Source organism: Streptomyces sp. NPDC090106, assembly GCF_044747265.1.
Taxonomy (GTDB): Bacteria; Actinomycetota; Actinomycetes; order Streptomycetales; family Streptomycetaceae; genus Streptomyces.
Genome location: NZ_JBIVDS010000013.1, coordinates 22,432 through 48,168, shown reverse-complemented (window position 1 = coordinate 48,168; position 25,737 = coordinate 22,432). Strand labels below are relative to the sequence as shown.

Annotated in this window: 21 protein-coding genes; 10 read left to right on the top strand and 11 right to left on the bottom strand. The window is 74.0% G+C overall.

The features are described from left to right. Nucleotides 1-42: 42 nt before the first annotated feature. The 4 genes from ACIPSE_RS34710 to ACIPSE_RS34695 form a co-directional block, all read right to left on the bottom strand. Nucleotides 43-417 carry an RNA polymerase-binding protein RbpA gene (locus ACIPSE_RS34710; RefSeq protein WP_003977404.1) on the bottom strand — a complete coding sequence of 125 codons (375 nt, stop codon included), beginning with the start codon at nucleotides 415-417 and terminating at the stop codon, nucleotides 43-45. 267 nt (nucleotides 418-684) lie between these two features. Then, the gene (locus ACIPSE_RS34705) at nucleotides 685-2,019 is read right to left on the bottom strand and encodes an MFS transporter (RefSeq protein WP_401670693.1); all 1,335 of its coding nucleotides are present in this window, start codon (nucleotides 2,017-2,019) and stop codon (nucleotides 685-687) included. A gap of 53 nt (nucleotides 2,020-2,072) precedes the next feature. After that, the gene (locus ACIPSE_RS34700) at nucleotides 2,073-2,840 is read right to left on the bottom strand and encodes a glycerophosphodiester phosphodiesterase (RefSeq protein ID WP_401670691.1); all 768 of its coding nucleotides are present in this window, start codon (nucleotides 2,838-2,840) and stop codon (nucleotides 2,073-2,075) included. Then, nucleotides 2,837-3,490, bottom strand: a complete 654-nt coding sequence (locus tag ACIPSE_RS34695; protein ID WP_401670689.1) for a YitT family protein — start codon at nucleotides 3,488-3,490, stop codon at nucleotides 2,837-2,839. Before ACIPSE_RS34695 ends, ACIPSE_RS34700 begins: the two co-directional genes overlap by 4 nt. Nucleotides 3,491-3,589: 99 nt before the next feature. On the opposite strand from ACIPSE_RS34695, the gene ACIPSE_RS34690 reads away from it, so the two are divergent. Beyond that, nucleotides 3,590-5,089, top strand: a complete 1,500-nt coding sequence (locus ACIPSE_RS34690; protein ID WP_401670687.1) for a PLP-dependent aminotransferase family protein — start codon at nucleotides 3,590-3,592, stop codon at nucleotides 5,087-5,089. 40 nt (nucleotides 5,090-5,129) lie between these two features. Here ACIPSE_RS34690 and ACIPSE_RS34685 read toward each other — a convergent pair whose 3' ends face one another. Beyond that, a complete protein-coding gene (locus ACIPSE_RS34685; RefSeq protein WP_401670686.1) occupies nucleotides 5,130-6,800 on the bottom strand; it encodes a hypothetical protein in 1,671 nt (556 codons plus the stop codon). 40 nt (nucleotides 6,801-6,840) lie between these two features. Further along, nucleotides 6,841-7,035, bottom strand: coding sequence for a hypothetical protein (locus ACIPSE_RS34680; RefSeq protein WP_046262076.1), 195 nt, complete (start codon nucleotides 7,033-7,035; stop codon nucleotides 6,841-6,843). A gap of 260 nt (nucleotides 7,036-7,295) precedes the next feature. On the opposite strand from ACIPSE_RS34680, the gene ACIPSE_RS34675 reads away from it, so the two are divergent. From ACIPSE_RS34675 to ACIPSE_RS34655, 5 genes are all read left to right on the top strand, one after another. Next, nucleotides 7,296-7,688, top strand: coding sequence for an ankyrin repeat domain-containing protein (locus tag ACIPSE_RS34675; RefSeq protein WP_401670682.1), 393 nt, complete (start codon nucleotides 7,296-7,298; stop codon nucleotides 7,686-7,688). A 301-nt stretch (nucleotides 7,689-7,989) separates the two neighbouring features. Then, nucleotides 7,990-9,408: a HEAT repeat domain-containing protein gene (locus ACIPSE_RS34670; RefSeq protein ID WP_401670679.1), complete on the top strand. Its 1,419-nt coding sequence runs from the start codon at nucleotides 7,990-7,992 to the stop codon at nucleotides 9,406-9,408. A 192-nt stretch (nucleotides 9,409-9,600) separates the two neighbouring features. Then, nucleotides 9,601-10,731, top strand: coding sequence for a glycosyltransferase family 4 protein (locus ACIPSE_RS34665; RefSeq protein WP_401670677.1), 1,131 nt, complete (start codon nucleotides 9,601-9,603; stop codon nucleotides 10,729-10,731). After that, entirely contained in the window at nucleotides 10,728-11,909 is a 1,182-nt protein-coding gene (locus tag ACIPSE_RS34660; protein WP_401670675.1) for a glycosyltransferase, read from the top strand. Before ACIPSE_RS34665 ends, ACIPSE_RS34660 begins: the two co-directional genes overlap by 4 nt. Beyond that, nucleotides 11,906-12,799: an SGNH/GDSL hydrolase family protein gene (locus ACIPSE_RS34655; protein ID WP_401670673.1), complete on the top strand. Its 894-nt coding sequence runs from the start codon at nucleotides 11,906-11,908 to the stop codon at nucleotides 12,797-12,799. The genes ACIPSE_RS34660 and ACIPSE_RS34655 overlap by 4 nt, the downstream gene beginning before the upstream one ends. Nucleotides 12,800-12,986: 187 nt before the next feature. Here the strand turns inward: ACIPSE_RS34655 and ACIPSE_RS34650 are convergent, their stop codons facing one another. From ACIPSE_RS34650 to ACIPSE_RS34630, 5 genes are all read right to left on the bottom strand, one after another. Then, nucleotides 12,987-13,856, bottom strand: a complete 870-nt coding sequence (locus ACIPSE_RS34650) for a biotin-dependent carboxyltransferase family protein (protein WP_401670671.1) — start codon at nucleotides 13,854-13,856, stop codon at nucleotides 12,987-12,989. Further along, on the bottom strand, nucleotides 13,853-14,470 hold the full coding sequence (locus tag ACIPSE_RS34645) for an allophanate hydrolase subunit 1 (protein WP_401670670.1): 618 nt from the start codon (nucleotides 14,468-14,470) through the stop codon (nucleotides 13,853-13,855). The genes ACIPSE_RS34650 and ACIPSE_RS34645 overlap by 4 nt, the downstream gene beginning before the upstream one ends. Then, nucleotides 14,467-15,225, bottom strand: coding sequence for a LamB/YcsF family protein (locus tag ACIPSE_RS34640; protein ID WP_401670668.1), 759 nt, complete (start codon nucleotides 15,223-15,225; stop codon nucleotides 14,467-14,469). The genes ACIPSE_RS34645 and ACIPSE_RS34640 overlap by 4 nt, the downstream gene beginning before the upstream one ends. A gap of 21 nt (nucleotides 15,226-15,246) precedes the next feature. Then, nucleotides 15,247-16,035: a putative hydro-lyase gene (locus tag ACIPSE_RS34635; RefSeq protein WP_401671293.1), complete on the bottom strand. Its 789-nt coding sequence runs from the start codon at nucleotides 16,033-16,035 to the stop codon at nucleotides 15,247-15,249. A gap of 83 nt (nucleotides 16,036-16,118) precedes the next feature. Further along, nucleotides 16,119-17,414, bottom strand: coding sequence for an MFS transporter (locus tag ACIPSE_RS34630; RefSeq protein WP_401670665.1), 1,296 nt, complete (start codon nucleotides 17,412-17,414; stop codon nucleotides 16,119-16,121). Between the two features lie 208 nt (nucleotides 17,415-17,622). Here ACIPSE_RS34630 and ACIPSE_RS34625 point away from each other — a divergent pair, with 208 nt between their 5' ends. The 4 genes from ACIPSE_RS34625 (at nucleotide 17,623) to ACIPSE_RS34610 (ending at nucleotide 25,737) form a co-directional block, all read left to right on the top strand. Then, a complete protein-coding gene (locus tag ACIPSE_RS34625) occupies nucleotides 17,623-18,318 on the top strand; it encodes a GntR family transcriptional regulator (RefSeq protein WP_401670663.1) in 696 nt (231 codons plus the stop codon). A gap of 139 nt (nucleotides 18,319-18,457) precedes the next feature. Beyond that, complete coding sequence (locus ACIPSE_RS34620) at nucleotides 18,458-19,984, top strand: hypothetical protein (RefSeq protein WP_401670660.1); 1,527 nt, start codon at nucleotides 18,458-18,460, stop codon at nucleotides 19,982-19,984. Nucleotides 19,985-20,138: 154 nt separating this feature from the next. Further along, nucleotides 20,139-21,041, top strand: a complete 903-nt coding sequence (locus tag ACIPSE_RS34615) for a hypothetical protein (RefSeq protein WP_401670658.1) — start codon at nucleotides 20,139-20,141, stop codon at nucleotides 21,039-21,041. Nucleotides 21,042-21,078: 37 nt separating this feature from the next. Then, nucleotides 21,079-25,737 carry a hypothetical protein gene (locus ACIPSE_RS34610; RefSeq protein ID WP_401670656.1) on the top strand — a complete coding sequence of 1,553 codons (4,659 nt, stop codon included), beginning with the start codon at nucleotides 21,079-21,081 and terminating at the stop codon, nucleotides 25,735-25,737.

The window sequence follows — 25,737 nt, the reverse complement described above, 5'->3', positions numbered from 1 at the left end:
TTTTTTGGTGCGTTCGCTGTTGCCGCTCAGGCCCTGGCGGGACTATGCGGACTTGCGGCTGTCCCGAGGATGAACGGCGATGTTCATCGCTCCGGAACGAAGGACCGCAAGACGCTCCTCGAGGACCTCTTCGAGTTCCTCGCGGGTGCGTCGTTCCATCAGCATGTCCCAATGCGTACGCGCGGGCTTGGCCTTCTTTTCCTCAGGGCCGTCGCCGTCGACGAGGAGTGCCTGGGCCCCGCAGACCTTGCACTCCCACTCCGGCGGGATCTCCGCCTCGACCGAGAAGGGCATCTCGAAACGATGCCCCTTCTCGCATGCGTACTCCACGGCCTGGCGCGGGGCCAGGTCGATGCCGCGGTCCGTCTCGTAGCTGGTCACCACGAGGCGCGTGCCGCGAAGAGCTCGCTCACTCATGAATCGTGCCTCCCGGGCTTGTCGCCCACAGGACAGGTGTCGCTGTCGTCGTCATCCGGTCAACGTCCGGTCGGCGGTAAAGATTCCCGTTCCGAGTCCCGACCCGGGTCATGCGTCGCCGTCGTAGCCGCCCCTTGTTGTACCCACCGGCGCCCGGTTTGTCACATCTGCTAACAGATGTCACCCAGCGTTTCGGCATCTTTGACGCGCAGTAACGGTACGCCTGGCAGGCCAAACGCGTACACTACCGCCCTTTGGCGTCGAACGCTAAATCTTCTCGGGAACGGGATTGCCCGCGTCGCGGATCGCCCGGGCCACCGGAACCCTCGCGAGCAGGGCGAACCCGATGACGAAGAAGGCCACCAGGGAGATGATCGCGTCGCGATAACTTCCGGTCAGCTGGTACGTCACGCCGAACAGCAGCGGGCCCAGCCAGCTCATGCCCCGGTCGCTCATCTCGTACGCCGAGAAGTACTCGGCCTCCTTGCCCGGCGGCACGAGATGGGAGAACAAGGAGCGGGACAGGGCCTGGCTGCCGCCGAGGACGAGACCGATCCCGGAGGCCAGCACGAAGAACCACACCGGGGCCCCGGCCGGGAGGAAGTACCCGGCCGCCAGCGTCACCGTCCACGCGACCAGCGAGCCGAGGATCGTCCGCTTGGCCCCGTAGACCCGGGCCAGCCGCCCCATGCCCAGCGCGCCCGCCACCGCCAGGACCTGCACCAGCAGCACCGCCCCGATCAGCGTCGACTGCTCCAGGCCCAGCTCCTCGGAGCCGTACACCGACGCCTGGGAGATCACCGTCTGGATGCCGTCGTTGTAGACGAGGTACGCCAGCAGGAACGCCAGCGTCAGCGGATGGCGCCGCATGTCCCGCACCGTCGCCGCGAGCTGCCGGAACCCGGGGACCGACGCCTCCCGCCGCTCCACGGCCCGGTCGCGCAGCCGCCGCAGCGGGACGAGGGTGAAGGCGCCCCACCACAGGCCCGCCGACGCCAGGCAGATCCGCACGGCCATGCCCTCGGACAGACCGAAGGAGTCGTGCGCGGTGTAGAGGACCAGGTTCACGACCAGGACGAGCGAGCCCGCCGCGTACCCGAAGGCCCAGCCGCGGGAGGAGACCGCGTCGCGCTCCTCGGGCGGCGCGATCTGCGGCAGGTAGGAGTTGTAGAGCATGGTCCCGACGGCCGAGGCCGCGTTCGCGACGATCAGCAGGACACCGCCCAGCAGGTAGCGGTCGCCGCCGAGGAAGAACATCGCCGTCGTCGCCGCGGCGCCGACGTAGGCCGCCGCCGCCAGGAGGGGCTTCTTGCGGCCCGTCCGGTCGGCCGCCGCGCCCACCAGGGGCATCACCAGCACGGCCAGGATCACCGAAAGGGACACCGAGTAGGCGAAGAAGGCGCCCGCGCGCACCGGTATGCCCAGCGGGTGGACGAACCCGTCCGCGTCGGCGGCGTCCTTGGCGACCGAGGTCAGATAAGGGCCGAGGAACACGGTGAGCACGCTCGTCGAGTAGACCGAGCAGGCCCAGTCGTAGAAGTACCAGCCGCGCTGCTCGCGCCGTCGCTCGGCCGCCTCCGTGGCCACGCTCTCCGTGCTCATACCGCCCCCTCGCCGGGACGCGCGCAGCCCGCGGTCCCAGGCGCGAGAGGCTGTCAGACCCAGACGCCGCGGTCCTTCATGACCTTGCGCAGTGTGTCGATGTGATCGGTCATGATGCCATCGACTCCCAGGTCCAGGAGACGGTGCATGGCATCGGCCTCGTTGATGGTCCACACGTGGACCTGGAGCCCGCGCGCGTGGGCCGCGCGCACGAAGCGCCGGTCGACGACCTGGATGCCGGACTGGGCCTCGGGAACCTGGGCCGCGACCGCCGAACCGCGCAGCGCCGCCGGGACACCCCAGGAGCGCAGCCGCAGGTTCAGTACCCCGCGGGTGCCGTAGGAGGTGGCCAGCCGGGGGCCGGCCAGCCGCTGGGCGCGCACCACCCTCGCCTCGGAGAACGAGCCGACGCAGACCCGGTCCCAGGCGTCCGTGCGCTCGATCAGCTCCAGGAGGGGATGCAGCGCCGACTCCGCCTTGAGGTCGACGTTCCAGCGTGCCTGCGGGAAGGTCTCCAGCAGTTCCTCGAACAGCGGCACCGGCTCCCGGCCCGCCACGCGCGCGTGGCTGACGTCGGTCCAGGGCAGGTCGCCGATCCGGCCCGCTCCGTCGGTCACCCGGTCCAGGGTCGCGTCGTGGAAGGCGACGAGCCGTCCGTCCGCCGTCGCGTGGACGTCGGTCTCCAGGTACCGGTAGCCCGCCTCGAGCGCCCTGCGGAACTGGAACAGGGTGTTCTCCAGGCCGTCCGCGTCCCCGCCCCGGTGGGCGAAGGGGATCGGTCCCGGATGGTCGAGGTAGGGATGGCGTATCGCGGTGCTCACCGACGCAGTATGGCCCGACGGGGTTGCCCCTCGGCAACGACCGTGCTGCCGTCCGATGCCGCGGGGACGTCGAACACCCGCAGGAAGAGCTGGGCGAGCGGTCCGATGGCCAGCGCGTACAGCACGGTGCCGACGCCGATGGTGCCGCCGAGGACGAATCCGGTCGCCACCACCGCGATCTCGACGGCCGTGCGCATCAGCCGGATGGACCGCCCCGTGCGCCGGTGCAGCCCGGTCATCAGCCCGTCCCGGGGGCCGGGCCCGAGGCGCGCGGCGATGTAGAGGCCGGTGGCCGCGCCGTTGAGGACGACACCGGCCAGCAGCAGCGGGATCCGCACCGCGAGGCCGTGCGGGTCGGGGACCAGGGCGAGCGTGCCGTCCATCGCGAGGCCGACCACGAAGACGTTGGAGACGGTGCCGAGGCCCGGCCGCTGGCGCAGGGGTATCCACAGCAGGAGCACCACGGCGCCCACGAAGATCGACACCACGCCGATCGAGACGCCGGTCAGCTCGGCGAGGCCCTGGTGCAGCACACCCCAGGGCTCCAGACCGAGCCCGGCCTCGACGAGCAGCGCGGAACTCGCTCCGTACAGCGCGAGACCGACGTAGAGCTGGATCAACCGTCGCGTCAGACGGCTCTTCGTGGCCAAGAGATGCCCCCTGTGGTGGTAGTGGCCTGCTGCATGACACCCTGTGGCGTGAGTGGAGACTCCATCCATGGCCAATTCGAGGAAGGTGGACTGATTTCCATGGCGCAGTGGACCTCGGCGGTGGGGCCGGCGCAGCTCGCCCGCCTGCTCAGCTCCCAGCAGGACCGTCCGGCCGGGCCCGGAACCCGCCGCCCGCCCGCCTACCGCGCGCTCGCCGACGGCGTCCGCCTGCTGGTCCTCGAAGGCCGCGTCCCCGTCGCCGCCCGCCTGCCCGCCGAACGTGAACTGGCCCTCGCCCTCTCCGTCAGCCGTACGACGGTGGCGGCGGCCTACGAGGCGCTGCGCACCGAGGGGTTCCTCGAATCCCGGCGCGGCGCGGGGAGCTGGACCGCGGTCCCGGCCGGGAACCCGCTGCCCGCGCGCGGGCTGGAGCCGCTGCCGCCCGAGGCCCTCGGCTCGATGATCGACCTCGGCTGCGCGGCCCTGCCCGCCCCCGAGCCGTGGCTCACCCGGGCCGTCCAGGGCGCCCTGGAGGAGCTGCCGCCCTACGCCCACACCCATGGCGACTACCCGGCCGGGCTGCCCGCGCTGCGCGCGATGATCGCCGACCGGTACACCGCGCGCGGGATCCCGACCATGCCCGAGCAGATCATGGTGACCACCGGTGCCATGGGCGCCATCGACGCGATCTGCCACCTCTTCGCCGGGCGCGGTGAGCGCATCGCCGTCGAGTCGCCCTCGTACGCCAACATCCTCCAGCTGATGCGGGAGACCGGTGCCCGGCTGGTGCCCGTGGCGATGGCCGAAGGGCTCAAGGGCTGGGACATGGACCGGTGGCGGCAGGTGCTGCGGGAGGCGGCGCCCCGGCTCGCGTACATCGTCGCCGACTTCCACAACCCGACCGGTGCGCTCGCCGACGACGACCAGCGGCGGCAACTGGTGGAGGCGGCGCGCTCGGCGGGGACCGTGCTGGTCGCCGACGAGACGATGACGGAGCTGCGCCTGGAGGACGACCTGGACATGCCCCGGCCCGTCTGCGGGTTCGACCCCTCCGGGTCCACGGTGATCACGGTCGGCTCGGCCAGCAAGGCGTTCTGGGCCGGTATGCGCATCGGCTGGGTCCGCGCGGCCCCCGATGTCATCCGCAGCCTGGTCGCCGCCCGTGCCTACGCGGACCTGGGGACCCCGGTGCTGGAGCAGCTCGCCGTGAACTGGCTCTTCGGCACCGGAGGCTGGGAGCAGGCCGTCGCCCTGCGCCGGGGCCAGGCCCGGCAGAACCGGGAGGACCTGGTCGCCGCGGTCCGGCGGGAGCTGCCGACCTGGGAGTTCGAGGTGCCGCGCGGCGGGCTGACGCTGTGGGTGCGCTCGGGTGGCCTGTCGGGCTCCCGGCTCGCCGAGGTGGGCGAGCGGGTCGGTGTCCGGGTGCCGTCCGGGCCCCGGTTCGGGGTCGACGGCGCCTTCGAGGGCTATGTCCGTCTGCCGTTCACCGTGGGCGGCGCGGTCGCGGAGGAGGCCGCCAGCCGGCTCGCCGCGGCGGCGAGGCTGGTGGAGAGCGGCGCCTCCGGGGGCGGGGAGGCGCCGCGGACGTTCGTGGCGTGAGGTGCGGGGAAGCGGCGGCCCACCGGGCCGCCGGGTGCGGTCAGGTGCGCGGCGCCTCGGCGCCCACCGGCTCCGTCACCGCCTCGGCGGGCACGGAGCCCGTCGGGATCGCCTCCACCGGGATCGCCACCACGGGGATCGCCTCCGCGGGGATCGCCGCCACCGGGACCATCTCCGTCGTGACCGTCTCGGCGTCCGCGGGGGCGGTGCGCGGGGGCAGCAACGCCAGGACCGCCTGCCGGTCGGCGTCGCTGGTCGCGTCGTCGTAGGGGTCCGGGGTCGACGGCACCTGGAGCCGGTGGACCGGGCCGGAACCGAGCCGGGCGTACCCGCGGCCCGGCGGGACGTCGGTCACCGGGGTGGTGGGCGGCAGGGCGCCCAGGACCGCGGCCAGCTGCTCGGACGCCGCAGGGCCGAGGACGACCCGCGCGCGGGTGTGCTGGCGCACGGCGTCGCTCAGGGTGTCGGCGCTGTCGAACTGGTCGGCGACGACCACGGTGACGCCCGCCGCGCGTCCGTGCCGCAGGGGGACCTGGAGCAGGGACTGCGGGTCCTCGCGACCGTCGGCGGCGGCCACGTGGGCCAGTGCGCTGGGCCGGTCGAGGATGATCCACAGCGGGCGCCGGGTGTCGTCCGGCGGGGCCTGGCCCGACTGGCGGGCGCGGTTCGCGGCGATCAGGCGCCGCTCGGTCTCGGTGGCCGCCCATTCGAGGCTGGCCAGCGCGCCCGCCAGGCCGCACTCGACGGCGAGGACGCCGTCCCGGCCGGTCAGGCACGCGTACTCGCCGGTGCCGCCGCCCTCGACGATGACGACGTCGCCGTACTGGAGCGCCTGGAGGGCGATCGAGCGCAGCAGGGTCGAGGTGCCGGTGCCGGGCTGGCCGAGGACCAGGAGGTGCGGCTCGGTGGAGCGGACTCCGGTGCGCCAGACCACCGGGGGGACGTCACGCCGCTCCTCGCCGTGGGTGAGCGGAAGGGTGCGCTGGACCTCGGAGGGGTCGGTGAAGCCGAGGACGGTCTCGCCGGGGGAGGTGACGAAGCGCTGGGCGGCGATGTCGGTGGGCAGCGGGGCCGGCACGGTGACGGTGAGGTGGTTGCCCTCCTCGTCCCAGGCGAAGCGGTACTCGCGGCCCCGGCCGGACTTGGCGTGCAGCAGCTGCTCCACACGCGCGCGCGGCTCGGCCTCGCCGTCCGGGAAGTAGGCGGGGTAGCGGATCTCCAGCAGGGTGATCCGCCCCGTCTCGTCGAACTCGTACGCCGGGAAGGCCTTCTCCCACTCGCCGCCGTGGGTGTAGAGCGGCGCGGGGTCCTCGGCCGTCGAGAAGTAGGGCACCAGCGCCTCGTAGAGGGACTTCAGGCGCTGGGTCTGCGACTCGTCGGGGCCCTCCGGCGCGGGCGGGGTGCGGTCCCTGCCCTGCCAGGCTGCCGCCGCCATCAGGGTGATGACGGCCAGCAGCGGACCGTACGGCACCAGGGCCACGACCAGGATCACCGAGGCCACAAGGAAGAGCAGTGGACCGCGCTTGTCCTTGGGGGTGTCGGCCCACCTGCGCCGCCCGGCCGAGGCCAGCCGGCGCAGACCGCGAGTGATCGTGATCAGCGGGTGGAGGACGTCGGTGGCGCTGTCGGCCGCCGTCCGGGCCAGTTCCCGGCTCCGGGCGATCTGCGCGCTGCCTGTGCTCAGAATGCGGGGGAGTGGGCGCCGGGCCACGGGTGTCTCCTGAAGGTGCGTACGGACGGGACGGACGGCGTCAGAACTTGATGCCGCCGAGGAGGCTCGCCAGGCTCTCGCCACCTGCCTTGATGCTCGGGGCGATGGCCGTGCTGGCCAGGTAGAAGCCGAACAGGGCGGCGACCAGCGCGTGCGAGGCCTTCAGTCCGTCCTTGCGGAAGAAGATGAAGACGACGATGCCGAGCAGGACGACGCCGGAGATGGAGAAGATCATTTGAGTGCTCCTGGTTCGCGGGGACAGTCACCATGAGTACTTCCAGGATCACAGGATGTATCCATACGATAAAAGGTGCAACTGGGTGAATTTCGCTCGATTTCCCCCATGTGGCGGACCTGACTTGCGCCGCCTGAGCAGGGGAGTTGCGTCCGACCGGGTCTGCGGTGATCTTTACCTCCGGCATCCCCGGTCATGTGCCGCGGGAGCCAGTACCCTGGCGATTCACCTGAACGGTTGTATGAGAGGCGGTCCGTCCGATGGCTGAAGCCCCCGACCCCGAGGTCGTGGAGCTGGCGACCCGGATCTTCGACCTGGCCCGACGCGGCCGGACCGAGGAGCTCGTGGCGTACGTGGACGCGGGCGTTCCGGCCAACCTCACCAACGACCGCGGTGACTGCCTGGTGATGCTCGCCGCCTATCACGGCCACGCCGGCACGGTGCGGGCGCTGCTCGCCCGCGGCGGTGAGGCCGACCGGGTCAACGACCGAGGCCAGACCCCGCTCGCGGGGGCGGTCTTCAAGGGGGAGACGGACGTCATCAAGGCCCTCGTCGAGGGCGGCGCCGATCCGGCCGCGGGCACCCCGTCGGCCGTCGACACCGCCCGGATGTTCGGCCGGACGGAACTGCTCGAACTGTTCGGCGCACACTGATCCGAACGCACTGACCAGCTAAGACACAGAAAACGGGGGAGGCGGTAAAGGGCCGCCGAAATTTCGGTCGCGGCAGGACGAAGTGCCGAGTCATCATGACGTCGTGATTCACGGACGCGATGGCTGGGCAGGTGTTGCCGCACCGCGCGGGCCGTGATGCGGCCCGCACGGGCCACTGACGAGAGGCAGAGAGAAATGGTCTACAGCAAGCAGGAAACGGCGGGCGCCCCGACGTGTTGTCACGCGGCCAGGTGAAGCAAGAAACCCGGTTGCGTCGACGCTTGATGTGAGGCTGTTTCCCATGTTCGAACCGGTCATAGCGCCCAGCGGTACGCTGCTCGGCCTGCTCCAGCGGGGTCGCGGCGACGGCACACTGCACGCGCTCACCGCCCCGCGAGCCGAAGCGCTCGCGGCCCTGAACCACTGTGTGCTGCGCGATCCCCGCCACGACTGGCAGGTGGAGAACCGCTCCCTCTACTACGCCCGTCTCTACCTCGACCTGAGCGGCGAACTGGACGAGATCGAGGCCCATCTCTTCGACGTCGAGGACCATCTCGACGACGAGGAGTCACGGACCGGACTCGCCCTGGCCGTCCTCGGCCACCTCGCCTCCTACGGCAGGCTCGACGCGCTCGGCCTGCTGCGCCGGTACGCCGCCACGGGCACCAACTGGGCCTGGGCCCTGGACGAACTCGCCCTGCGGGACGACGACGCCGGGCTGCGCGCCCTCGCCGCCCCCGTGCTGGCCCGCTTCGCCACCGACGCCGAGGGCGAGGCCGAACTCGCCACCGTCGTGCGCGACGCCTTCGAACCCCGGCCCTGGCGGCTGTGGGCCGAGGACCCGCGCGATTCCGTCGCCGCACGCGTGCGTGCCGCCCAGGAGACCGGCTGCTTCGACCGCTGGCAGCGCCAGATGCGACCTACCGGGCCCCGTCCGGGGTGGAGCGTGCGGGCCGTCTTCGACTGGGCCCAGGAGGGCCTGGACCGGGGCGCCGCACTCCATGTGCCCGCCGCCCGCTGCCTGATGGCCGTCGCCGGCCCCGAGGACCGGCCCGAGATCGTCGCCGCCGCCCAGGACGGCACCGACGGCGCCCGCTGCACCGCCCTGAGGTATCTCGCCGACAGCAATGATCCCGACGCCCTCGACCTGATCGAGGCGGCCGTCGTCACCGGCTCCTCCGCCGTCGTGGAGGCCGCCGTCGACGCCTTCGAGCGGATGCGCGCCATCGCCGCCGTCGACCGGGCCCGCGGCTGGGCCAGGCGCCCCGACGCGCTGGGCGCCGCCGCCGGACGCGTTCTCGCCTGCCGCGGCGGGGCCGAGGACAAGGACATGGTCCTCACCGCCCTGCGCGAGGCCGTACGGGGCGAGGGGCCGGACGCGCCGACCCTGTGGACCCTCGTGGACGGCACCGGACGGCTCGGCATCGGCTGCGCCGCCCCCGTGCTGCGGCACGTCTACCGGGAGACGGCCTCGTCCCATCTGCGCGGCCGGGCCGCCCGGGCCCTCGCCGCCACCGACCCCTCGTTCGCCGCCGGATTCGCCGTCGAGTGCCTCTGGGACTGCGAGGAGACCACCCGGGAGATCGCCGCCCGGCACGCCGAGACCGGTGACGCCAGGGTCGTCGAACAGCTCCGCCGCCTCGCCGCCGACCCGGCCGAGGAGGCCGAGGTCCAGACGGCGGTCCGCAGCCGCATCGGACCGGACGCCACGACCATGTAGGCCGGTAGTCGCCCTTTATGGGTTCTTTATGTAGCGGCATGCCCCCAGGGTGAACACGGGGTGACTCGCGGGTCAGGCACGTATGGACACGGCCTGACCTGCGCGGGTGCGCAGCAGAACGCTCATGGATCGTTCCTCGTCCGGAAAGATCCACGTTGACGCGACCACGTCCAACCCGGCGACAACACCCGTATGCGTGTCGTCATCGTGACCGAATCCTTTCCCCCCGATGTGAACGGCGTGGCCCACTGCGCGCTCCAGACCGCCCGGCACCTCGTAGACCGCGGTCACTCCCCGCTCGTCGTCGCGCCGGCCACCGCGGCCGGTACCGGGCAGCCCGACGCCTCGGCGCCGTGCCCCGTCGTCCGTGTCCCCTCTCTGCCGCTGCCGGGCTACCCCCAGGTCCGCGTGGCCCTCCCCAGCAGGCGCGTCGCCGCGGCGATCACCGAGCACCGCGCCGACATCGTCCACCTCGCCAGCCCCTTCGTCCTCGGCGTACGCGGCATGTCCGCCGCCGCCCGGCTCGGCATCCCGGCCGTGGCCGTCTACCAGACCGACCTCGCGGGGTACGCGCGCACCTACGTGCACGCCGGCGAGGCCGCCGCCTGGCGCCGCATACGGTCCGTCCACGCCGCCGCCGACCTCACCCTCGCCCCCTCCAGCGCCTCCCTGCGGGACCTGGAGGCGCACGCTGTGCCCCGGGTGAAGCTGTGGCCGCGCGGCGTGGACACCGTCCGCTTCGATCCCCGGCTGCGCGACGAGGCGCTGCGCCGCGAACTCGCCCCCGGCGGCGAGACGATCGTCGGCTACGTCGGGCGCCTCGCCCCCGAGAAGCATGTCGAACTGCTCGCCGGGGCCTGCCGCACCGAGGGCGTGCGGGTCGTGGTCGTCGGCGACGGGCCGAGCCTGCCCGGCCTGACCGAGGCGCTGCCGGGCGCGGTCTTCCTGGGCCGCCGCACCGGCGACGAACTCGCCCGGATCTTCGCCTCGTTCGACGTCTTCGCGCACACCGGGCCCTTCGAGACCTTCTGCCAGACCGTGCAGGAGGCGATGGCCAGCGGAGTGCCCGTCATCGCCCCCGCCGTCGGCGGTCCCCTCGACCTCGTCGCCCACGGACACACCGGGCTGCTGGTGCCCCCGGGCGACGCCGACGCCGTCCGGGACGCCGTGCGCGCCCTGGCCGCCGACCCGCAGCTGCGGGCCGCGTACGGAGCCGCCGGACGGGCCATGGTCGAGGGCCGCACCTGGGCGGCCGTCGGCGACCAGCTGATCGGCCACTACGGCGACGTGCTCGCCGGGCGCCGGACGGCGGTGGCGGCATGAGCGGCACCCCGCGAAGCGGCGCGCAGGGCGTACGGATCGTCCGGCTCGCGAACTTCGTCGCGCCCTCCTCCGGCGGTCTGCGCACCGCGCTGCGCGAACTGGGCAAGGGCTTCAAGGCGGCCGGCCACGAGCCCGTCCTCGTCGTCCCCGGCGAGCGGCTGACCGACGCCGAGACCGAGCAGGGGCGCGTGATCACCCTGCCCGGACCGGTCCTGCCCGGCACCGGCGGCTACCGGGTGCTCGCCGACAAGCGGCGCGTCGCCCGGCTGCTGGAGGACCTGGCCCCGGACCGCCTGGAGGTCTCCGACCGGACGACCCTCAGATGGACCGGAAAATGGGCCAGGAGGGCCCGCGTGCCCGCCGTGATGGTCTCGCACGAGACCGCCGACGGCGTCCTGCGCACCTGGGGCCTGTCCGAGAACGCCGCCCGGCGGGCCTCCGACGCGCTGAACGTGCGGACCGCGCACACCTACGCGCGCGTGGTGTGCACCACCGAGTTCGCCGAGCGGGAGTTCGTCCGCATCGGCGCCCGCAACGTCGTCCGGGCGCCGCTCGGCGTCGACCTCGTGCAACGGCATCCCGCGCTGCGGGACCCGGCGCTGCGGGGCGTCCACGCGCGCGTGGACGAGATCCTGCTGGTGACATGCACCCGGCTGTCCGTGGAGAAGCGGCCCGCGACGGCGCTGGACGCCGTCGAGGCGCTCGTGCGGCGCGGACGGCGGGTCCGGCTGGTGGTGGCCGGGGACGGGCCGCTGCGGGCCCGGCTCGAACAGCGGGCACGGGACCGCGCCCTGCCCGTGTCCTTCCTCGGGCACGTCTCCGACCGGGGACTGCTCGGTGCGCTCCAGGCCACCGCCGACGTGTGCGTGGCCCCCGGACCCGCCGAGACCTTCGGTCTCGCCGCGCTGGAGGCCATGGCGTGCGGCACGCCCGTGGTGGCCAGCGCCTCGTCGGCGCTGCCCGAGGTGATCGGACCGGCGGGCGCGGTCGCCGCGGACACCGGGAACGCCTTCGCCGACGCCGTGGAGACGCTCCTGGACCGGCCCGAGGCCCAGCGCCGGGAGGCCGCACGCGCGCGTGCGGAGCTCTTCGGCTGGGACACCGCCGTGGACGCCTTCCTCGCCGCGCACGACGTCGACACCTTCGTACGGCGCTCCGTGCCCGGGGGCGTGGCATGAGACCCCCGCGGTTCGTCGCCCTCGGTGACTCGCTCACCGAGGGCGTGGGCGACCCGGTGGGCGACGGGTGGCGCGGATGGGCGGCGCTGCTGGCGGACGGGCTCGCCGCACCCGGCGGATCATGCGGGTCCGTCGCGCCCGGCGGATCCGGCGGGCCCGTCGCGTTCACCAACCTCGCGGTGAGCGGAGGGCAGACCCGGGACGTCCTGGAACGCCAGCTGCCCAAGGCCCTCGCCCTGCGTCCCGACCTCGCCTCCGTGGTGGTCGGCGTCAACGACACCCTGCGCTGCACCTTCGACATCCACGCCGTGGCCACCCGCCTCGACCGGATCTACGCGGCCCTCACGGCACAGGGCACCACGCTGATCACGGCGTGCCTGCCCGACCCCGGCACCATGCTCGGCCTCCCCGGCGCACTGTCCCGCCCGCTCGCGCGGCGGCAACGCGCCGTCAACACCGTGGTGCACGCGCTGTCCGAGCGGTACGGCGCCGTGCACCTGCACGCCGCCGAGGGCGGCTGGACCACGGACCGCGCGATGTGGAGCGCGGACCGGCTCCACCCGAGCGAGCGGGGGCACCGGCAGCTCGCCGCGCGGATCCACGCGCTGCTCGCGGAACGGGGGCTGGCCACCGGCGCCGCGCCCTCGGCCGAGCCGGAGTTCCCCGTGCCCACCAAGAAGGCGAGCCTGTGGTGGCTGGCGACCGCCGGGACCGGGTGGGTGGTGCGCCGCTGCACCGACCTGCTGCCGCAACTGCTGCGGCTCGCGGCGGACGAGATGCGGCACCGGGCGCGCGGGACGAGCGCACGCCTGGACCTGCGGACCGCGGCGGCCGTCTCCGCGGCCCTGGCCGCCCTGTCGGTGCCGGATCAGCGCCCGGACGTGGCGTAGGGCGTGTGCGGATGCGAGGCGGAGGAGGCGCGGCCGGGCAGCCGCTGCCGCGGCGGGCTACGCGGGTGGAGGCACCTCCCGGCAGAAGGCCGGGGGACCTCGGCGAGCGGCGGCCACACGCAGACGCGCGTGCCGGGCCCCGCGTCCGGAGCATGATCCGCCGGACACGGCCCGGCAGGCGCGGGGCTCACCGGCGCCGTACGGCCACGAAGCGGACCGGGGTGCCCGGCACCGCCTGGGCCGCCGCCGGGAGGTCACCGGCGCGCACCACCGCGATCACCGGGTACCCGCCCGTCGTCGGGTGGTCGGCCAGGAACACCACCGGCCGACCGTCGGGCGGGACCTGGACCGCGCCCACGACCATGCCCTCGCTGGGGAGTTCGCCCGGCACGGCCCGCTCCAGCACCGGGCCCTCCGTGCGCAGCCCGATCCGGTTGCTCGCCGGGGAGACCCGGTACGCGCGCGAGGCGAAGGTCCGCACGGCCTCGCGCGTGAACCAGTCGTCGCGCGGCCCGGGCGTCACCCGCAGGACGAGCTCGGCCGGGGGCGCGGGCTGCGGGGCGACGTCCACGCGCGTGTGCGGGTGCGTGGGGCGGCCCAGGGGCAGTACGGCGCCGTGCGCCAGCGGGGGAGGGCCGAGCCCGGACAGGAGGTCGGTGGAGCGGCTGCCGAGCACCTGTTCGACCGTGATGCCCCCGGAGACGGCCACGTAGGAGCGCAGCCCCGAGGCCGCCGTGCCGACGTCCAGGAGCGCCCCGGCGGGGACCGTCACCGGCCCGCCCCAGGCCGCCGGGCGTCCGTCCACGGTGACCGGGCAGGGGGCCCCGACGACGGCCACGACGACCGTCGAACGGGGCCGCAGGGCGCAGCCGTCGACCGTGGTCTCCAGCACCGCGGCCCGCGGCGCGTTGCCGACCAGCCGGTTGGCCAGCGCCGCCGCCGGACCGTCCAGCGCCCCCGAGCGGGGCACCCCGAGGTGGGCGAAACCGGGACGGCCCAGGTCCTGCACGGTGGTGAGCGCACCGGACCGTACGACACACAGCGCGCGGTCCGTCATGACACGGCCACGGGGACGAACCGCACGCGCGTGCCGGGCGAGAGCAGCGCGGCCGGTACGCGCGCGTGGTCCCACAGCACGGCGTCCGTCGTGCCGATCAACTGCCAGCCGCCGGGCGACGAACGCGGGTACACGCCCGTGTACGGGCCCGCCAGGCCCACGGCACCGGCGGGCACCGCCGTACGTGGGGTCGCCCGGCGCGGGACGTCGTACCGCGCCGGCAGACCGGTGAGGTAGCCGAAGCCGGGCGCGAACCCGCAGAAGGCCACGGTGAACTCGGTCGCGGAGTGGATCCGCGCCACCTCCGGCACCGGCACACCCCAGTGCGCCGCCACCTCGGCCAGATCGGGACCGTCGTAGCGCACCGGGAGTTCCACGACGGCTCCCGCGCGCGGGGGAGCCGCCGGTACGGCGGACGCGGTCAGCTCACCGGCCAGGCGGGCCGGGTCGGCGAGACCGTCCAGGAGGACCGTGCGCGCCGCCGGGACGATCTCGCGGACGGCGAGAGTGCCCTCCGCGCGGCGCCGCAGCAGCTCCGCGTGCAGGGCCTGGGCCTCCTCGCCCGAGGCCACCTCGACGAGCAGCGCGCCGTCACCGACGGGCAGCACCCTCATACGAAGGCCTCCACCCGCACGCCGGCCCCGGTCAGCCGCGCGCGGACCCGCCGGGCCAGCTCCACCGCGCCCGGGGTGTCACCGTGCAGGCACAGCGAGCGGGCCCCGACCGCGATGCGCGCGCCCCCGCGCGCGACGACCGAGCCGTCCCGCGCGATGCCCACCGAGCGCTCCACGACGGCCTCCGGGTCGGTCACGACAGCCCCGTCCTCGCCGCGCGGCACGAGCCTGCCCTCCTCGGTGTACGCGCGGTCCGCGAAGGCCTCCGTGACCGCGGGCAGACCCGACGCCGCGGCCAGGTCGAGCAACCGCGAACCCGGCAGGCCGAGCACCGGCAGCGAGGCGTCGGCGAGGAGCACGCCGGCCACCACCGCGGCGGCCTGCTCCTCGTCGTGCACGACCCGGTTGTAGAGCGCCCCGTGCGGCTTGACGTACGCCACGCGCGCGCCCGCCGCACGCGCGAAGACGTCCAGGGCGCCGATCTGGTACGCCACCTCGGCCGTGAGCTCGCCGGACGGAACGTCCATCGCGCGCCGCCCGAACCCGGCCAGGTCCCGGTAGGAGACCTGGGCGCCGATCCGTACGCCGAGCTCGGCCGCCCGCTCGCACACCCGCCGCATGGTGGCCGCGTCCCCGGCGTGGAAACCGCAGGCCACATTGGCGCTGGTGACCACCGACAGGAGCTCGTCGTCGTCGGTGAGCCGCCAGCGGCCGAAGCCCTCGCCGAGGTCGGCGTTGAGATCGATCGAGATCATGGAAGTTCCGCAGTCTCCTTCTCAAGCCACGCGGTACTGCTCGTCGCGGGCGTCCGTCAGGAACATCTGGCCCGGTGCGTGGGTGAGGGCGAACGGCGGCCGTGAGGCCATCACCGCCGCCTGCGGGGTGACCCCGCACGCCCAGAACACCGGGATGTCGTCCGGTTCGGCGACCACCGCGTCACCGAAGTCGGGGCGGCCGAGGTCCTCGATGCCGAGCGCCGAGGGGTCGCCGCAGTGTACGGGGCTGCCGTGCACCGCCGGGAGCATGCTGCTCTCCCGGATGGCCGCCGACAGATGCTGCGGCGGCACCGGACGCATCGACACCACCATCGGGCCGTGCAGCCTTCCCGCGGGACGGCAGAGGCGGCTGGTCGTGTACATCGGGACGTTGCGGCCCTGCTCGATGTGCCGGATCGGCACCCCGGCCTCCGACAGCGCCCACTCGAAGGTGAAGCTGCACCCGATCAGGAACGACACCAGGTCGCGACGCCAGTACGCCCGCACGTCCGTCGGTTCGTCCACCAGTTCGCCGTTCTCCCACACGCGGTAGCGCGGCAGGTCGGTGCGCAGGTCGGCGCCGTCCGCGAGGACCGTGGTCCACGCACCGGCGTCCGTGACGTCCAGCACGGGACACGGCTTCGGATTGCGCTGGCAGAACAGCAGCATGTCGTACGCCCAGTCCGCGGGCACCGAGATCAGGTTCACCTGCGTGTGGCCGGCCGCGACCCCGGCCGTCGGCCCGGACAGGCCCGCCCGGAAGCGGTACCGGGCGGCGGCGGGGCTCCACGCGTGCGCGTGCTCGTCCATGAGGGTCAACGGGCGGTCCTCCGTGCGGGGGTGCGGCGGGCGGTCCGTCGTCGGCAGGGTGAGGGGACGGGTCTTCGTACGGTTCACGCGAGTTCCTTCCCACGGGTCTCCGGCAGTCCGAGCAGGGCCAGGGCGGCGAGGCCGTAGCCGATGGCGCCGAAGACCAGCGCGCCGCCCGTGCCCCAACTGTCGGCCAGGAAGCCGACGGTGGTCGGGAAGACCGCGCCGACAGCGCGGCCCGCGTTGTACGTGAAGCCCTGCCCCGTGCCGCGCACGGCCGTCGGGTAGAGCTCGGCGAGGAAGGAGCCGAAGCCGCTGAAGATCGCCGACATGCAGAACCCGAGCGGGAAGCCGAGCACCAGGAGCAGGGTGTTCGAGCCCTCGGGGATGTTGCCGTAGGCCAGGATGCAGACCGCCGACAGCAGGGCGAAGAGCCAGATGTTGCGGCGGCGCCCGAGGCGGTCGGTGAGATGGCCGCCGGTCAGATAGCCGAGGAAGGCGCCCGAGATCAGGAACGTCAGATAGCCGCCGGTGCCGACGACCGACAGGCCGCGGTCGGTCTTCAGATACGTGGGCACCCAGGTGGCGAGTGTGTAGTAGCCGCCCTGGACGCCGGTGGAGAGCAGCCCCGCGAAGATCGTCGTCCGCAGCAGCCCGGGGCGGAAGATCGCCGTGAACGAGTTCTGCCCGGCGCTCTTCTCGCGGACCGCGATCGCCTCCGGCGCGTCCTGCACCCGGCGGCGCATCCACACCACCAGCAGCGCGGGCAGCGCGCCGGTCCAGAACATCACGCGCCAGGCGGTGCCGTCGTCGAAGACCGAGAAGACCACCGTGTAGACGATCGCGGCCAGCGCCCAGCCGACCGCCCAGGAGCTCTGGATCGCGCCCAGGGTGCGACCGCGGTCCTTCGCGCGCGCGTACTCGGCGACCAGGATCGCGCCGACCGCCCATTCGCCGCCGAAGCCGAGGCCCTGGAGGGCGCGGAAGACGAGCAGGGACTCGAAGTTCGGCGCGAAGCCGCAGGCGACGGTGAAGACCGCGTAGGTGATCACCGTGATCATCAGGGCGCGGACCCGGCCGACCCGGTCGGCCAGGACGCCGGCCAGCGCCCCGCCGACACCGGAGGCGAGCAGGGTGACCGTGGTGAACAGGCCGGTCTGACCGCTGTCCAGGCCGAAGTACGCGGCCAGCGCGACCATGCTCAGCGGCAGGGTGAAGTAGTCGTACGAGTCGAGGGCGTAGCCGCCGAAGGCGCCGGCGAAGGCGCGGCGGCCCCGCGGGCCGAGGGCGCGGAACCAGCCCAACGGTCCGTCGTCGGCGGCCTGTTCGGTCGTCGTGGGCTGAGTGGGCAGGGCCTGGGGCGGAGGGGTCGTGCTCATGTGCACCTCGCAGTGGGAGGACGGAGGGTGCGGGACTGAGCCGTGCGGGAGCCGTGCGCGAGCCGTGCGGAGGGGTGGTGCGGTGGGGTGCGGCGATCGGGCGGTGCGGGTGCGGCGATCGTGCGGTGACTAGCAAGCTAGAGGATCGTTGAACGATCCTTCAATACCCCTGTTGTTTCGTTCTCGTGTCTGCGGTTGAATTCCGGGCATGGCAGAGCAGCTTGCGGGACTGGCCGACGACCGCGCCCTCCTGGGCCGTACGAGCACGGCGGAGCGGGTCTCGGACATCCTCAGGAGCCGCATCGCCGAAGGGTTCTTCCCGCCCGGCACCCGGCTGTCGGAGGACAGCATCGGAGGGGCGCTCGGTGTGTCCCGCAACACACTGCGCGAGGCGTTCCGGCTGCTCACCCATGAACGCCTGCTCGTCCACGAGCTGAACCGCGGCGTGTTCGTCCGGGTCCTGGCGGTCGAGGACGTCGAGGACATCTACCGCACCCGGCGTCTCGTCGAATGCGCCGTCGTCCGCGGGCTCGGCGCACCGCCGTACGCCCTGGAGGGACCGGCGGCGGCTGTCGAGGAGGGGGTGACGGCGGCAGAGCAAGGTGACTGGAAAGTGGTGGGTACGGCCAACATCCACTTCCACCGCGAACTCGTGGCCCTCGCCGGCAGCGACCGCACCGACGAACTCATGCGCAGCGTCTTCGCCGAACTGCGGCTCGCCTTCCACCTCGTGGACGACCCGCGCCGGCTCCACGAGCCCTACCTGGCGCGAAACCGGCAGATCCTGCGCGCGCTGGAGGCGGGGGAGCGGGGCGAGGCGGAGCAACTCCTCGCGGTGTACCTGGAGGACTCGCTGGAGCGCGTCGTCGAGGCGTACCGGCGGCGGGTCGGCGCGGACGGCTGAGGCACGGTCCGCCGGACGGGCCCCGGCGCCGGGACGGGCGGCGGGCGACGTCCGGAACGCATCGGTGCGACGGCTGGGACGTGGGGTCTGTTCTGCGTCGTTTTAGTCGTTGTCAGACCGAGGACCTAGTCTGTGCACCGTGACTTCGCCTGCATCGACGGACAGCGTTCCGCCCCAGCTCAGCGCGGCGCCGCGCCCCGCACCGGGACCGGCCGCCGACGAGGGCCTGGCGCGACGGCTGCGCGCGCTGGCCTGCACCGCGCCGCTGCACGACCTGGACGCGCGCAAGGCGAACCTCGCCGGCGAGTACTCGGTCTACGGCATGGCCGAGGTCGCCCTCGCCGCCATCGACCTGGTCACCCTGAACATGGACTTCGACACGGGCGCCGACCACGACCAGATCGTCGCCCGTCTCATCCCGCGCATCGCCGCCCAGGCCCCCCGGCGGCCCGTCGCCGAGCACGAGCGGGTGGCCCGCTGGGTGCTGGAGAACCTGATCAACGTCGGCAGCGTGGACCGCGGATTCCGCGCGGTCTACGGCACGTTCGCGACGGACGGGACGTACGTCCGCCGCGACTACGACTTCAAGCTGATCGAGGAGGTGCCGGGGCCCGGCGGTTCCGTGTACCTCAGGACCACCGACGAAGCCGTCAACGTCCTCGTCGGCGCCCTCGACACCGACGTCACCAGCGCCCAGATCGCCGCCGAGGTGAAGCTGGAGGTGCTGATCAGCCGCGGACGGCTCGCCGACGCCCAGCTCGCCGCCGAGCAAGCCCGCTACCGCACGGTCCAGTACTCGGAGACGCTGCGCCGCGCCCTGGACGCGACCCGGCGCAACGTCCGCGCGGTGGACTGGCTCAACGCCGTACCCGACATGATCACCGAGGCGCTCGACCACGTGGCCGACCGCTACCGCCACGAGAACGCGATCCTCACCAACATCCGCAAGGCCCGTGACGAGTCCGAGGACCCCGAGCAGAAGCGGCGCGCGGCCGAGCTCGTCGACATCGTCAAGGACTGCATCCGCCGCCACACCCAGCTCCAGTCCCGCCTCCTGGAGGCCGGACCGCTGTTCCGCGCCGAGCAGGACCGGCAGGCGTTCGCCACTCCCATGACGACCTCGGGGATAGACCTGTACGGCCATCTGGTCGCGCCCGTCCTGCCGTTGCCGCTGGAGCAGGGCGTCCGGGTCACCGACGCGTTCTTCGCGCGCGGGACGGGCCTGCGCACGCCGGTTTCCACGCGCGTGGGCGACCTCGTCGACATACTGCTGACGCCGCCGGTCGAGCGGGAGCACCTGGGCGCCGAGATGCCCGAGCCGGACCTGATCGCCACCCCGGACGACAGCCGGTTCAGCGAGGAGCAGCTCGCCGCCGCGAAGGAGCTGCTCGACCTGCCGGCCGACGCCCCGCGCAGGCTGTCGGGGCTGCTGGCGCAGGCCCGCGCGCAGGACACCGAGCTGCCGTACCTGGTCGCCCTGCTGGCCGTCCACGCGGCCAGCCCTGCCGTCGGCACCGCCTACCGGCAGGGCGAGGAGAAGCTGCTGTTCGCCGTGGACGACGGGACCGAGCTGGAGGATCCCGAGTTCGGCGGCGCCGACCTGATCGTGGGCACGGCACTGCTGGACGCGGCGGGTATGGCGGCGGACAGGACGGAAGCGGCATGAACCGGGGACGCGGTGCGAGCGGTGGACGCCGGGCGGTCGGCGGAGGCCGGTCGCAGAGCGGCGGACGTCGGGTGATCGGTGGACGCCGGTCGACACGGGGTGCACGCCGATCGGGTGAGGGACGTCAGGTGACTGTGGAGCGAGGAGAGCGACCGTGAGCGAGCACGCCGAGTGGAGCGAGCCGGACGCCGGACCCGTGCCGGCCGCCACCGCCACCGCCGCCGCCGTCACTCCCGCCGACGCCGCCGACGCGGCGCGGCTGGTCGCCTTCGGCCTGCAGCCCAAGCTCCAGCCCGCACGTGACCAGGAGTACGCCGAACTGCTGCGCCGCTACCGCGAGGACCCGCCGTTCGCGCGGCTCGCCGACGCGGTGGCCGCCGGGCTCGGGCTGGTCGTCCTGGAGGTGTCCCCGCGCGCGGGGATGGCGGTCACCGCCGCCGAGGACTCCGTCTTCGCCGTGCGGATGGGCGACTACGCCCGCCGGACCTCCGCCGACGGCAGCGACCGGTTCCTGCACGGACTGGCCCATCTCTCGGTCGCCGCCATGGCCTTCCCGCGCCCCGAGGACCTCGCCGACGACGCCTACATCGGGCGGGTCAGCGTCAACGGCGTCGACGCGTTCGTCCGCCAGGCCTGCCGCCGGCTGGAGGAGCGTGCCGAGGAGGCGGGCGAGAACACCGACCCGGCGACCGACGCGCCCGGCCTGGAGGCCGCCTGGCGGATCTGGATGCGGCGCAGCGCCACCGGCGCCACCAAGGACGCCCGCCGCCTCGCCGGTTCGACGACCGGCATCATCGGCAAGGCCGTCGCCTTCCTCACCGACTCCGGCTTCCTCCAGCGCACCGGCGACGACAACGGCGGCACCTACCGGACCACCGCCCGCTACCAGCTTCAGGTGCGCGACATGGCGGGCAGCGCCGCCATGGCCGAACTGCTGGAGCTGGGCGTCGTCCCGGTGACCGACGGCACACCGACCCTGCTGCCCGCCGAGAACGCCGACGACCTGGACCTGGCGGCCGACGCCGGGCTGCCGTTCCACGCCTCCTCGGCCCACTGAACTCCCCCCACCTGCCGAAGACTTACGAGAGTCCGCCATGTACGAGCTGTCCCGGGTCCGCCTCTACTCCATCGGCCCCGCCGGTGCGCGCTACGCCGACACCGTGCTGGACCTGCGGGGTGTGGGCGACGTCGTGCCCGATCCCGCCCCCACCCAGGCGGAGTTCTTCCAGGAGGAACCCGTCGGCCCGCCGCGCCGCCCGGCGCCCGCCGGGGTGCTCTTCCTGGAGAACGGCGGCGGCAAGTCCGTCCTGCTGAAGCTGATCTTCTCCGTCATGCTGCCCGGCCACCGCAACACCCTGGGCGGCGCCAGCTCCGGCGTGCTCCGCAAGTTCCTGCTCGCCGACGACTGCGGCCATGTGGCGCTGGAATGGCAGCACACCCTGACCGGCGAGTGCGTGGTCGTCGGCAAGGCCAGCGAATGGCGCGGACGGCAGGTCTCCAACGACCCCCGGAAGTTCGCCGAGGCCTGGTACTCCTTCCGGCCCGGCCCCGGCCTCTCGCTGGACAACCTGCCGGTCGCCGAGTCCACCGCCGTACGACCGCCCGTCGAGGGCGCCTCCGGCGCGCAGGGGCGCCGGCGCACCATGAAGGGCTTCCGGGACGCCCTCACCGAGGCGGGCAAGGCGTATCCGCACCTCGAAGTGCACTGGGAGGAGATCCACGACCGCTGGATCGAACACCTCGGCGACCTCGGCCTGGACCCCGAACTCTTCCGCTACCAGCGGGAGATGAACGCCGACGAGGGCGAGGCCGCCGGTCTCTTCGCGGTGAAGAAGGACTCCGACTTCACCGACCTGCTGCTGCGGGCCGTCACCGACACCCGTGACACCGACGGACTCGCCGACCTCGTCGGCGGCTTCGGCAACAAGCTGGGCCGCCGCGCCGAACTCATCGCCGAACGGGACTTCACCGCCGGTTCGGTGGACCTCCTCGGGCGGATCGTCGAGGCCGCCGACGCCCGGACACGCGCACGTGAGGTCCACGCCGGAGCCGAGCGCCGCACCCGGACCCTGGCCCGCCGGCTCTCCGCGCGCGGCGGCCAGGAGCGGGTGCGCGCCGCCGACCTCGCCCAGCGCGTCACGGCGGCGGCCTACGCCGTGACCCACACCGACGGCGCCCGGGAGCGCAGCTCCCTGATCGCCGCCGAACTCGCCTTCCGGCACGCCTCCCTGGCGCTCGCCGGCGCCGAGAAGTCCGCCGCCGCGCAGAAGCGCGAGCTGGCCGACGCCCGGACGCTGCACTCCGCGTGGCAGGCCGCCGAGGCCGTCCTGCGCCACCGTGCCGCCGCCGACCGCGTCGCGCGCGTGTCCGCCGCGATCCAGGAGGCCGAACGGGACGCGGCCCCCGCGCTCGCCGCCCGCGCGAAGGCCGCCGTCGACCTCGTACGCGCCCTGCACGGCGCCGCGGAGAGCGCCGAGAACCTCGCCAACGAGGAGGAGGAGCGCTCGGCCGCCCTCCAGGAGGTCGGCGAGGCCGCCCACCGGGACTCCACCGCCGCGGCCACCGAGGCCCAGCGGGCACGCAGCGAGGCCGGGCATCTGCGCCAGCGGCTCACCGAGGTCGAGCAGGAGACCGCCGAGGCCGTACGGGCCGGCTGGCTCGACGACAGCGCCCCCGACGCCGACCCCGCGCGGGCCGCGCTCGCCGCGAGCGACGCCGAGAAGACCGCCGTCGCGGCCTGGGACACCGCCCGGGAGGCCGCCCGCCACGCCACCGAGCACGCGCGCGAGGCGGGCGCCGCCGAGTCCCGCGCCGAACTCACCGCGGCCCGCGCGGCCGACGCGGCGAGCGCCGCCGAACGCTCCTACGACGCCGAACGGCGGCTCGCCGAGGCGCTGGCGGGCGAGGAACGCCTCGCTGAACTGCTGGGCCTGAGCGGCACGACCTCCCTGGGCCGCGGGCCGGTCCCGGTCCCCAGGGGCGAGGCCGACGCCACCGCGCCGGACGACGGCGGCCTGACCCCCGAGGACCTCGACCGCTACGCCGACGAACTGCGGGAACTCCTCGACGACGCCGTCTCCTCCGCCGAACGCCACCTCTTCGAGCTGCGCACCGCCGCCGCCGACGACTCCCGCATCCTCGGCGCCCTCGGTGACGGCGGCCTGCTGCCGCCCGGCCCCGACGTCCTGGCCACCGTGGAGTACCTCGGCGAGCACGGCATCCCCGCGCTGCCCGGCTGGCGCTATCTTGCCCAGGCCGTCGACCCCGCCGACCACGCGCGCGTGCTGGCCGCCCGGCCGGAACTCGTCGACGGCGTCATCATCACCGACCCCGACACGCACGCCCGTGCCCGCGCCGCCCTGAGCGACGCCGCGCTGCTGCCGCGCTCCGCGGTCGCCGTCGGCACGGCCGCCGCCCTGCTCGCGCCCACCCCGTCCGCCGACGCGGCCGACGACGACTTCGCCCAGGTGTTCCTCGTCCCGCCGAACCCGGCCATGCACGACGAGCACGCCGCCGACGAGGAACGGCAGACGCTGCGCGCGCGGGCCACCGAGCGCGACGAGGAGATCCGCGCGCTCGCCGCCCGGCTCGGCAAGGACCGCGAGCTGACGGCACGGCTCGCCTCCTGGCGCACCGGCTGCCCGGCGGGACGGCTCGTGGAACTGGCGCAGACCGCCCGGGAGGCACGGGAGTTCGCCGAGGAGTCCGAGGCCGAGCTGACCGAGGCGCGCACCGCGCGGGCCGAGGCCGACGAGACGGCCGCCGAGGCCGTCCAGGTGCGCGACGAACGGCAGGAGTCCGCCCAGAAGGCCCGTCGCGCAGCCGACGCCCTCGCCGGGCTCGCCTTCCGGCTGCGCGAGCGCGCCGCATGGCAGGTCAAGCTCCGTGAACTGGCCGACGACGGGGCCGAGTCCGAGGCCCGCGCCCAGGCCTGCCTGGAACGCGCGCGGGCCGCCGACGAGGACCGGCGTGCCGCGCAGCGGGCCGCCGACGACGCCCGCCGCACCGCGCGTGCGCTGCGCGCCGAGCGCTCCGAGATCGCCGGTGCCCCGGACGACGTGCCCGAGCCGGACGGCGACGCCGGCCCGGGCGCCGACGCCTCCAGGACATCGCTGCCCGCCCTCCGCGAGGCCTACCGGGCCGCGTCCCAGGTGTACGAGAAGGTCGGCGTCGGCGCCGACCTGCGGGCCGAGCAGGCGCGTGCGGAGAGCGACGAGAGCGCCTCCCTGGCCGAACTGAACCGGCTCAGCAACAAGGTCCGCACGCGCGCGGGCCAGCTGCTCCAGTCGCCCGACGGCTCCGACGGGCCGTCCCGGCAGGCCGCCGCGGCCCGCGCGGAAGAGCTCGTGCAGCTCCTGGAGACCCGTATGTCGACCGCGAGCGAGCAGCTCGGCCGACTGCGCGGCGAGGCCGAACGGCACGCGCCCCAGGACGGCGAGGCCCACACCGAGCTGTCCACGGAACTGGAACCTCGCGACGCCGAGCACGCCCAGGCGCTGCTGCGCACCGCGACCGCCGAACTCGCCTCCCGCACCGAGGCGTTGACCCAGGCCCGGGAGGCGCACGCCGAGCTGCTCGACACCCACCGGGCCGCCGAGGACGCCGCCGCGGGCTTCGACGAGATCGCCGCGATGCTGCGCGACCTGCTCCGCGAGCACACTCCGGACGAGGAACAGGAGGAACCGCAGGCCTACCCCGGGAGCCCGGAGGAGGCCCGGCAGTCCGCCGCCGACGCCCGCCGGTCGCTGCGCGGCTGCGCCGCCGATCTGTCGGCCGCCGAGTCCGCCGTGCGCGAGGCGAGCGACATCCTCGTCCGGCACGCCAACTCCACGCGCTACGAGCAGGTCCGCACCCCCGCCCGCCAGCAGATCCGTGAGCTGCCCGCGTCCGCGCTGCCCGAGCACGCGCAGAAGTGGGCGGACGCCTTCGCGCCCCGACTGCGGGTCCTCACCGACGAGTTGGCGCAGCTGGAGCGCAACCGCGACTCGATCGTGGACCGGCTGCGCGGGCTCGTCGAGTCGGCGCTCGCGACCCTGCGCTCCGCGCAGCGGCTCTCCCGGCTGCCGGAGGGGCTCGGTGAGTGGTCGGGGCAGGAGTTCCTGCGCATCCGCTTCGAGGAGCCCGACCAGGCCACGCTGACCGAGCGGCTCGGCGAGGTCGTCGACGAGGCGACCCGGGCCGCCGTGAAGAAGAACTCCGACCTGCGGCGCGACGGCATGTCCCTGCTGCTGCGGGGCGTCGCCGCCGCGCTCCAGCCCAAGGGCATCGCCGTCGAGATCCTCAAGCCGGACGCCGTGCTGCGCGCCGAGCGGGTGCCCGTGGGGCAGATGGGCGACGTGTTCTCCGGCGGACAGCTCCTGACGGCGGCCATCGCCCTGTACTGCACGATGGCGGCGCTGCGCTCCAACGACCGGGGCCGCGACAAGCACCGGCACGCGGGCACGCTGTTCCTGGACAACCCGATCGGCCGGGCCAACGCGACGTATCTGCTGGAGCTCCAGCGCGCCGTGTCGGACGCGCTCGGCGTCCAGCTCCTCTACACCACCGGCCTGTTCGACACGACGGCGCTCGCGGAGTTCCCGCTGGTGATCCGGCTGCGCAACGACGCCGATCTGCGGGCCGGACTCAAGTACATCAGCGTGGAGGAACATCTCCGGCCCGGTCTGCCGCAGCCGCCGCAGGCCGAGGACGCCGTGCACAGCGAGATCACGGCGACGCGGATGTTCAAGCGTCCGGCTTCCGCGACCTCATAG

Bases quoted from the DNA above. Each gene is read 5' to 3' on its own strand.
- ACIPSE_RS34645 (WP_401670670.1), bottom strand. From the start codon at position 14,470: ATGAGGGTGCTGCCCGTCGGTGACGGCGCGCTGCTCGTCGAGGTGGCC.
- ACIPSE_RS34710 (WP_003977404.1), bottom strand. From the start codon at position 417: ATGAGTGAGCGAGCTCTTCGCGGCACGCGCCTCGTGGTGACCAGCTAC.
- ACIPSE_RS34610 (WP_401670656.1), top strand. From the start codon at position 21,079: ATGTACGAGCTGTCCCGGGTCCGCCTCTACTCCATCGGCCCCGCCGGT.
- ACIPSE_RS34680 (WP_046262076.1), bottom strand. From the start codon at position 7,035: ATGATCTTCTCCATCTCCGGCGTCGTCCTGCTCGGCATCGTCGTCTTC.
- ACIPSE_RS34675 (WP_401670682.1), top strand. From the start codon at position 7,296: ATGGCTGAAGCCCCCGACCCCGAGGTCGTGGAGCTGGCGACCCGGATC.
- ACIPSE_RS34640 (WP_401670668.1), bottom strand. From the start codon at position 15,225: ATGATCTCGATCGATCTCAACGCCGACCTCGGCGAGGGCTTCGGCCGC.
- ACIPSE_RS34655 (WP_401670673.1), top strand. From the start codon at position 11,906: ATGAGACCCCCGCGGTTCGTCGCCCTCGGTGACTCGCTCACCGAGGGC.
- ACIPSE_RS34660 (WP_401670675.1), top strand. From the start codon at position 10,728: ATGAGCGGCACCCCGCGAAGCGGCGCGCAGGGCGTACGGATCGTCCGG.
- ACIPSE_RS34670 (WP_401670679.1), top strand. From the start codon at position 7,990: ATGTTCGAACCGGTCATAGCGCCCAGCGGTACGCTGCTCGGCCTGCTC.
- ACIPSE_RS34650 (WP_401670671.1), bottom strand. From the start codon at position 13,856: ATGACGGACCGCGCGCTGTGTGTCGTACGGTCCGGTGCGCTCACCACC.
- ACIPSE_RS34625 (WP_401670663.1), top strand. From the start codon at position 17,623: ATGGCAGAGCAGCTTGCGGGACTGGCCGACGACCGCGCCCTCCTGGGC.
- ACIPSE_RS34705 (WP_401670693.1), bottom strand. From the start codon at position 2,019: ATGAGCACGGAGAGCGTGGCCACGGAGGCGGCCGAGCGACGGCGCGAG.
- ACIPSE_RS34630 (WP_401670665.1), bottom strand. From the start codon at position 17,414: ATGAGCACGACCCCTCCGCCCCAGGCCCTGCCCACTCAGCCCACGACG.
- ACIPSE_RS34690 (WP_401670687.1), top strand. From the start codon at position 3,590: ATGGCGCAGTGGACCTCGGCGGTGGGGCCGGCGCAGCTCGCCCGCCTG.
- ACIPSE_RS34635 (WP_401671293.1), bottom strand. From the start codon at position 16,035: ATGGACGAGCACGCGCACGCGTGGAGCCCCGCCGCCGCCCGGTACCGC.
- ACIPSE_RS34665 (WP_401670677.1), top strand. From the start codon at position 9,601: ATGCGTGTCGTCATCGTGACCGAATCCTTTCCCCCCGATGTGAACGGC.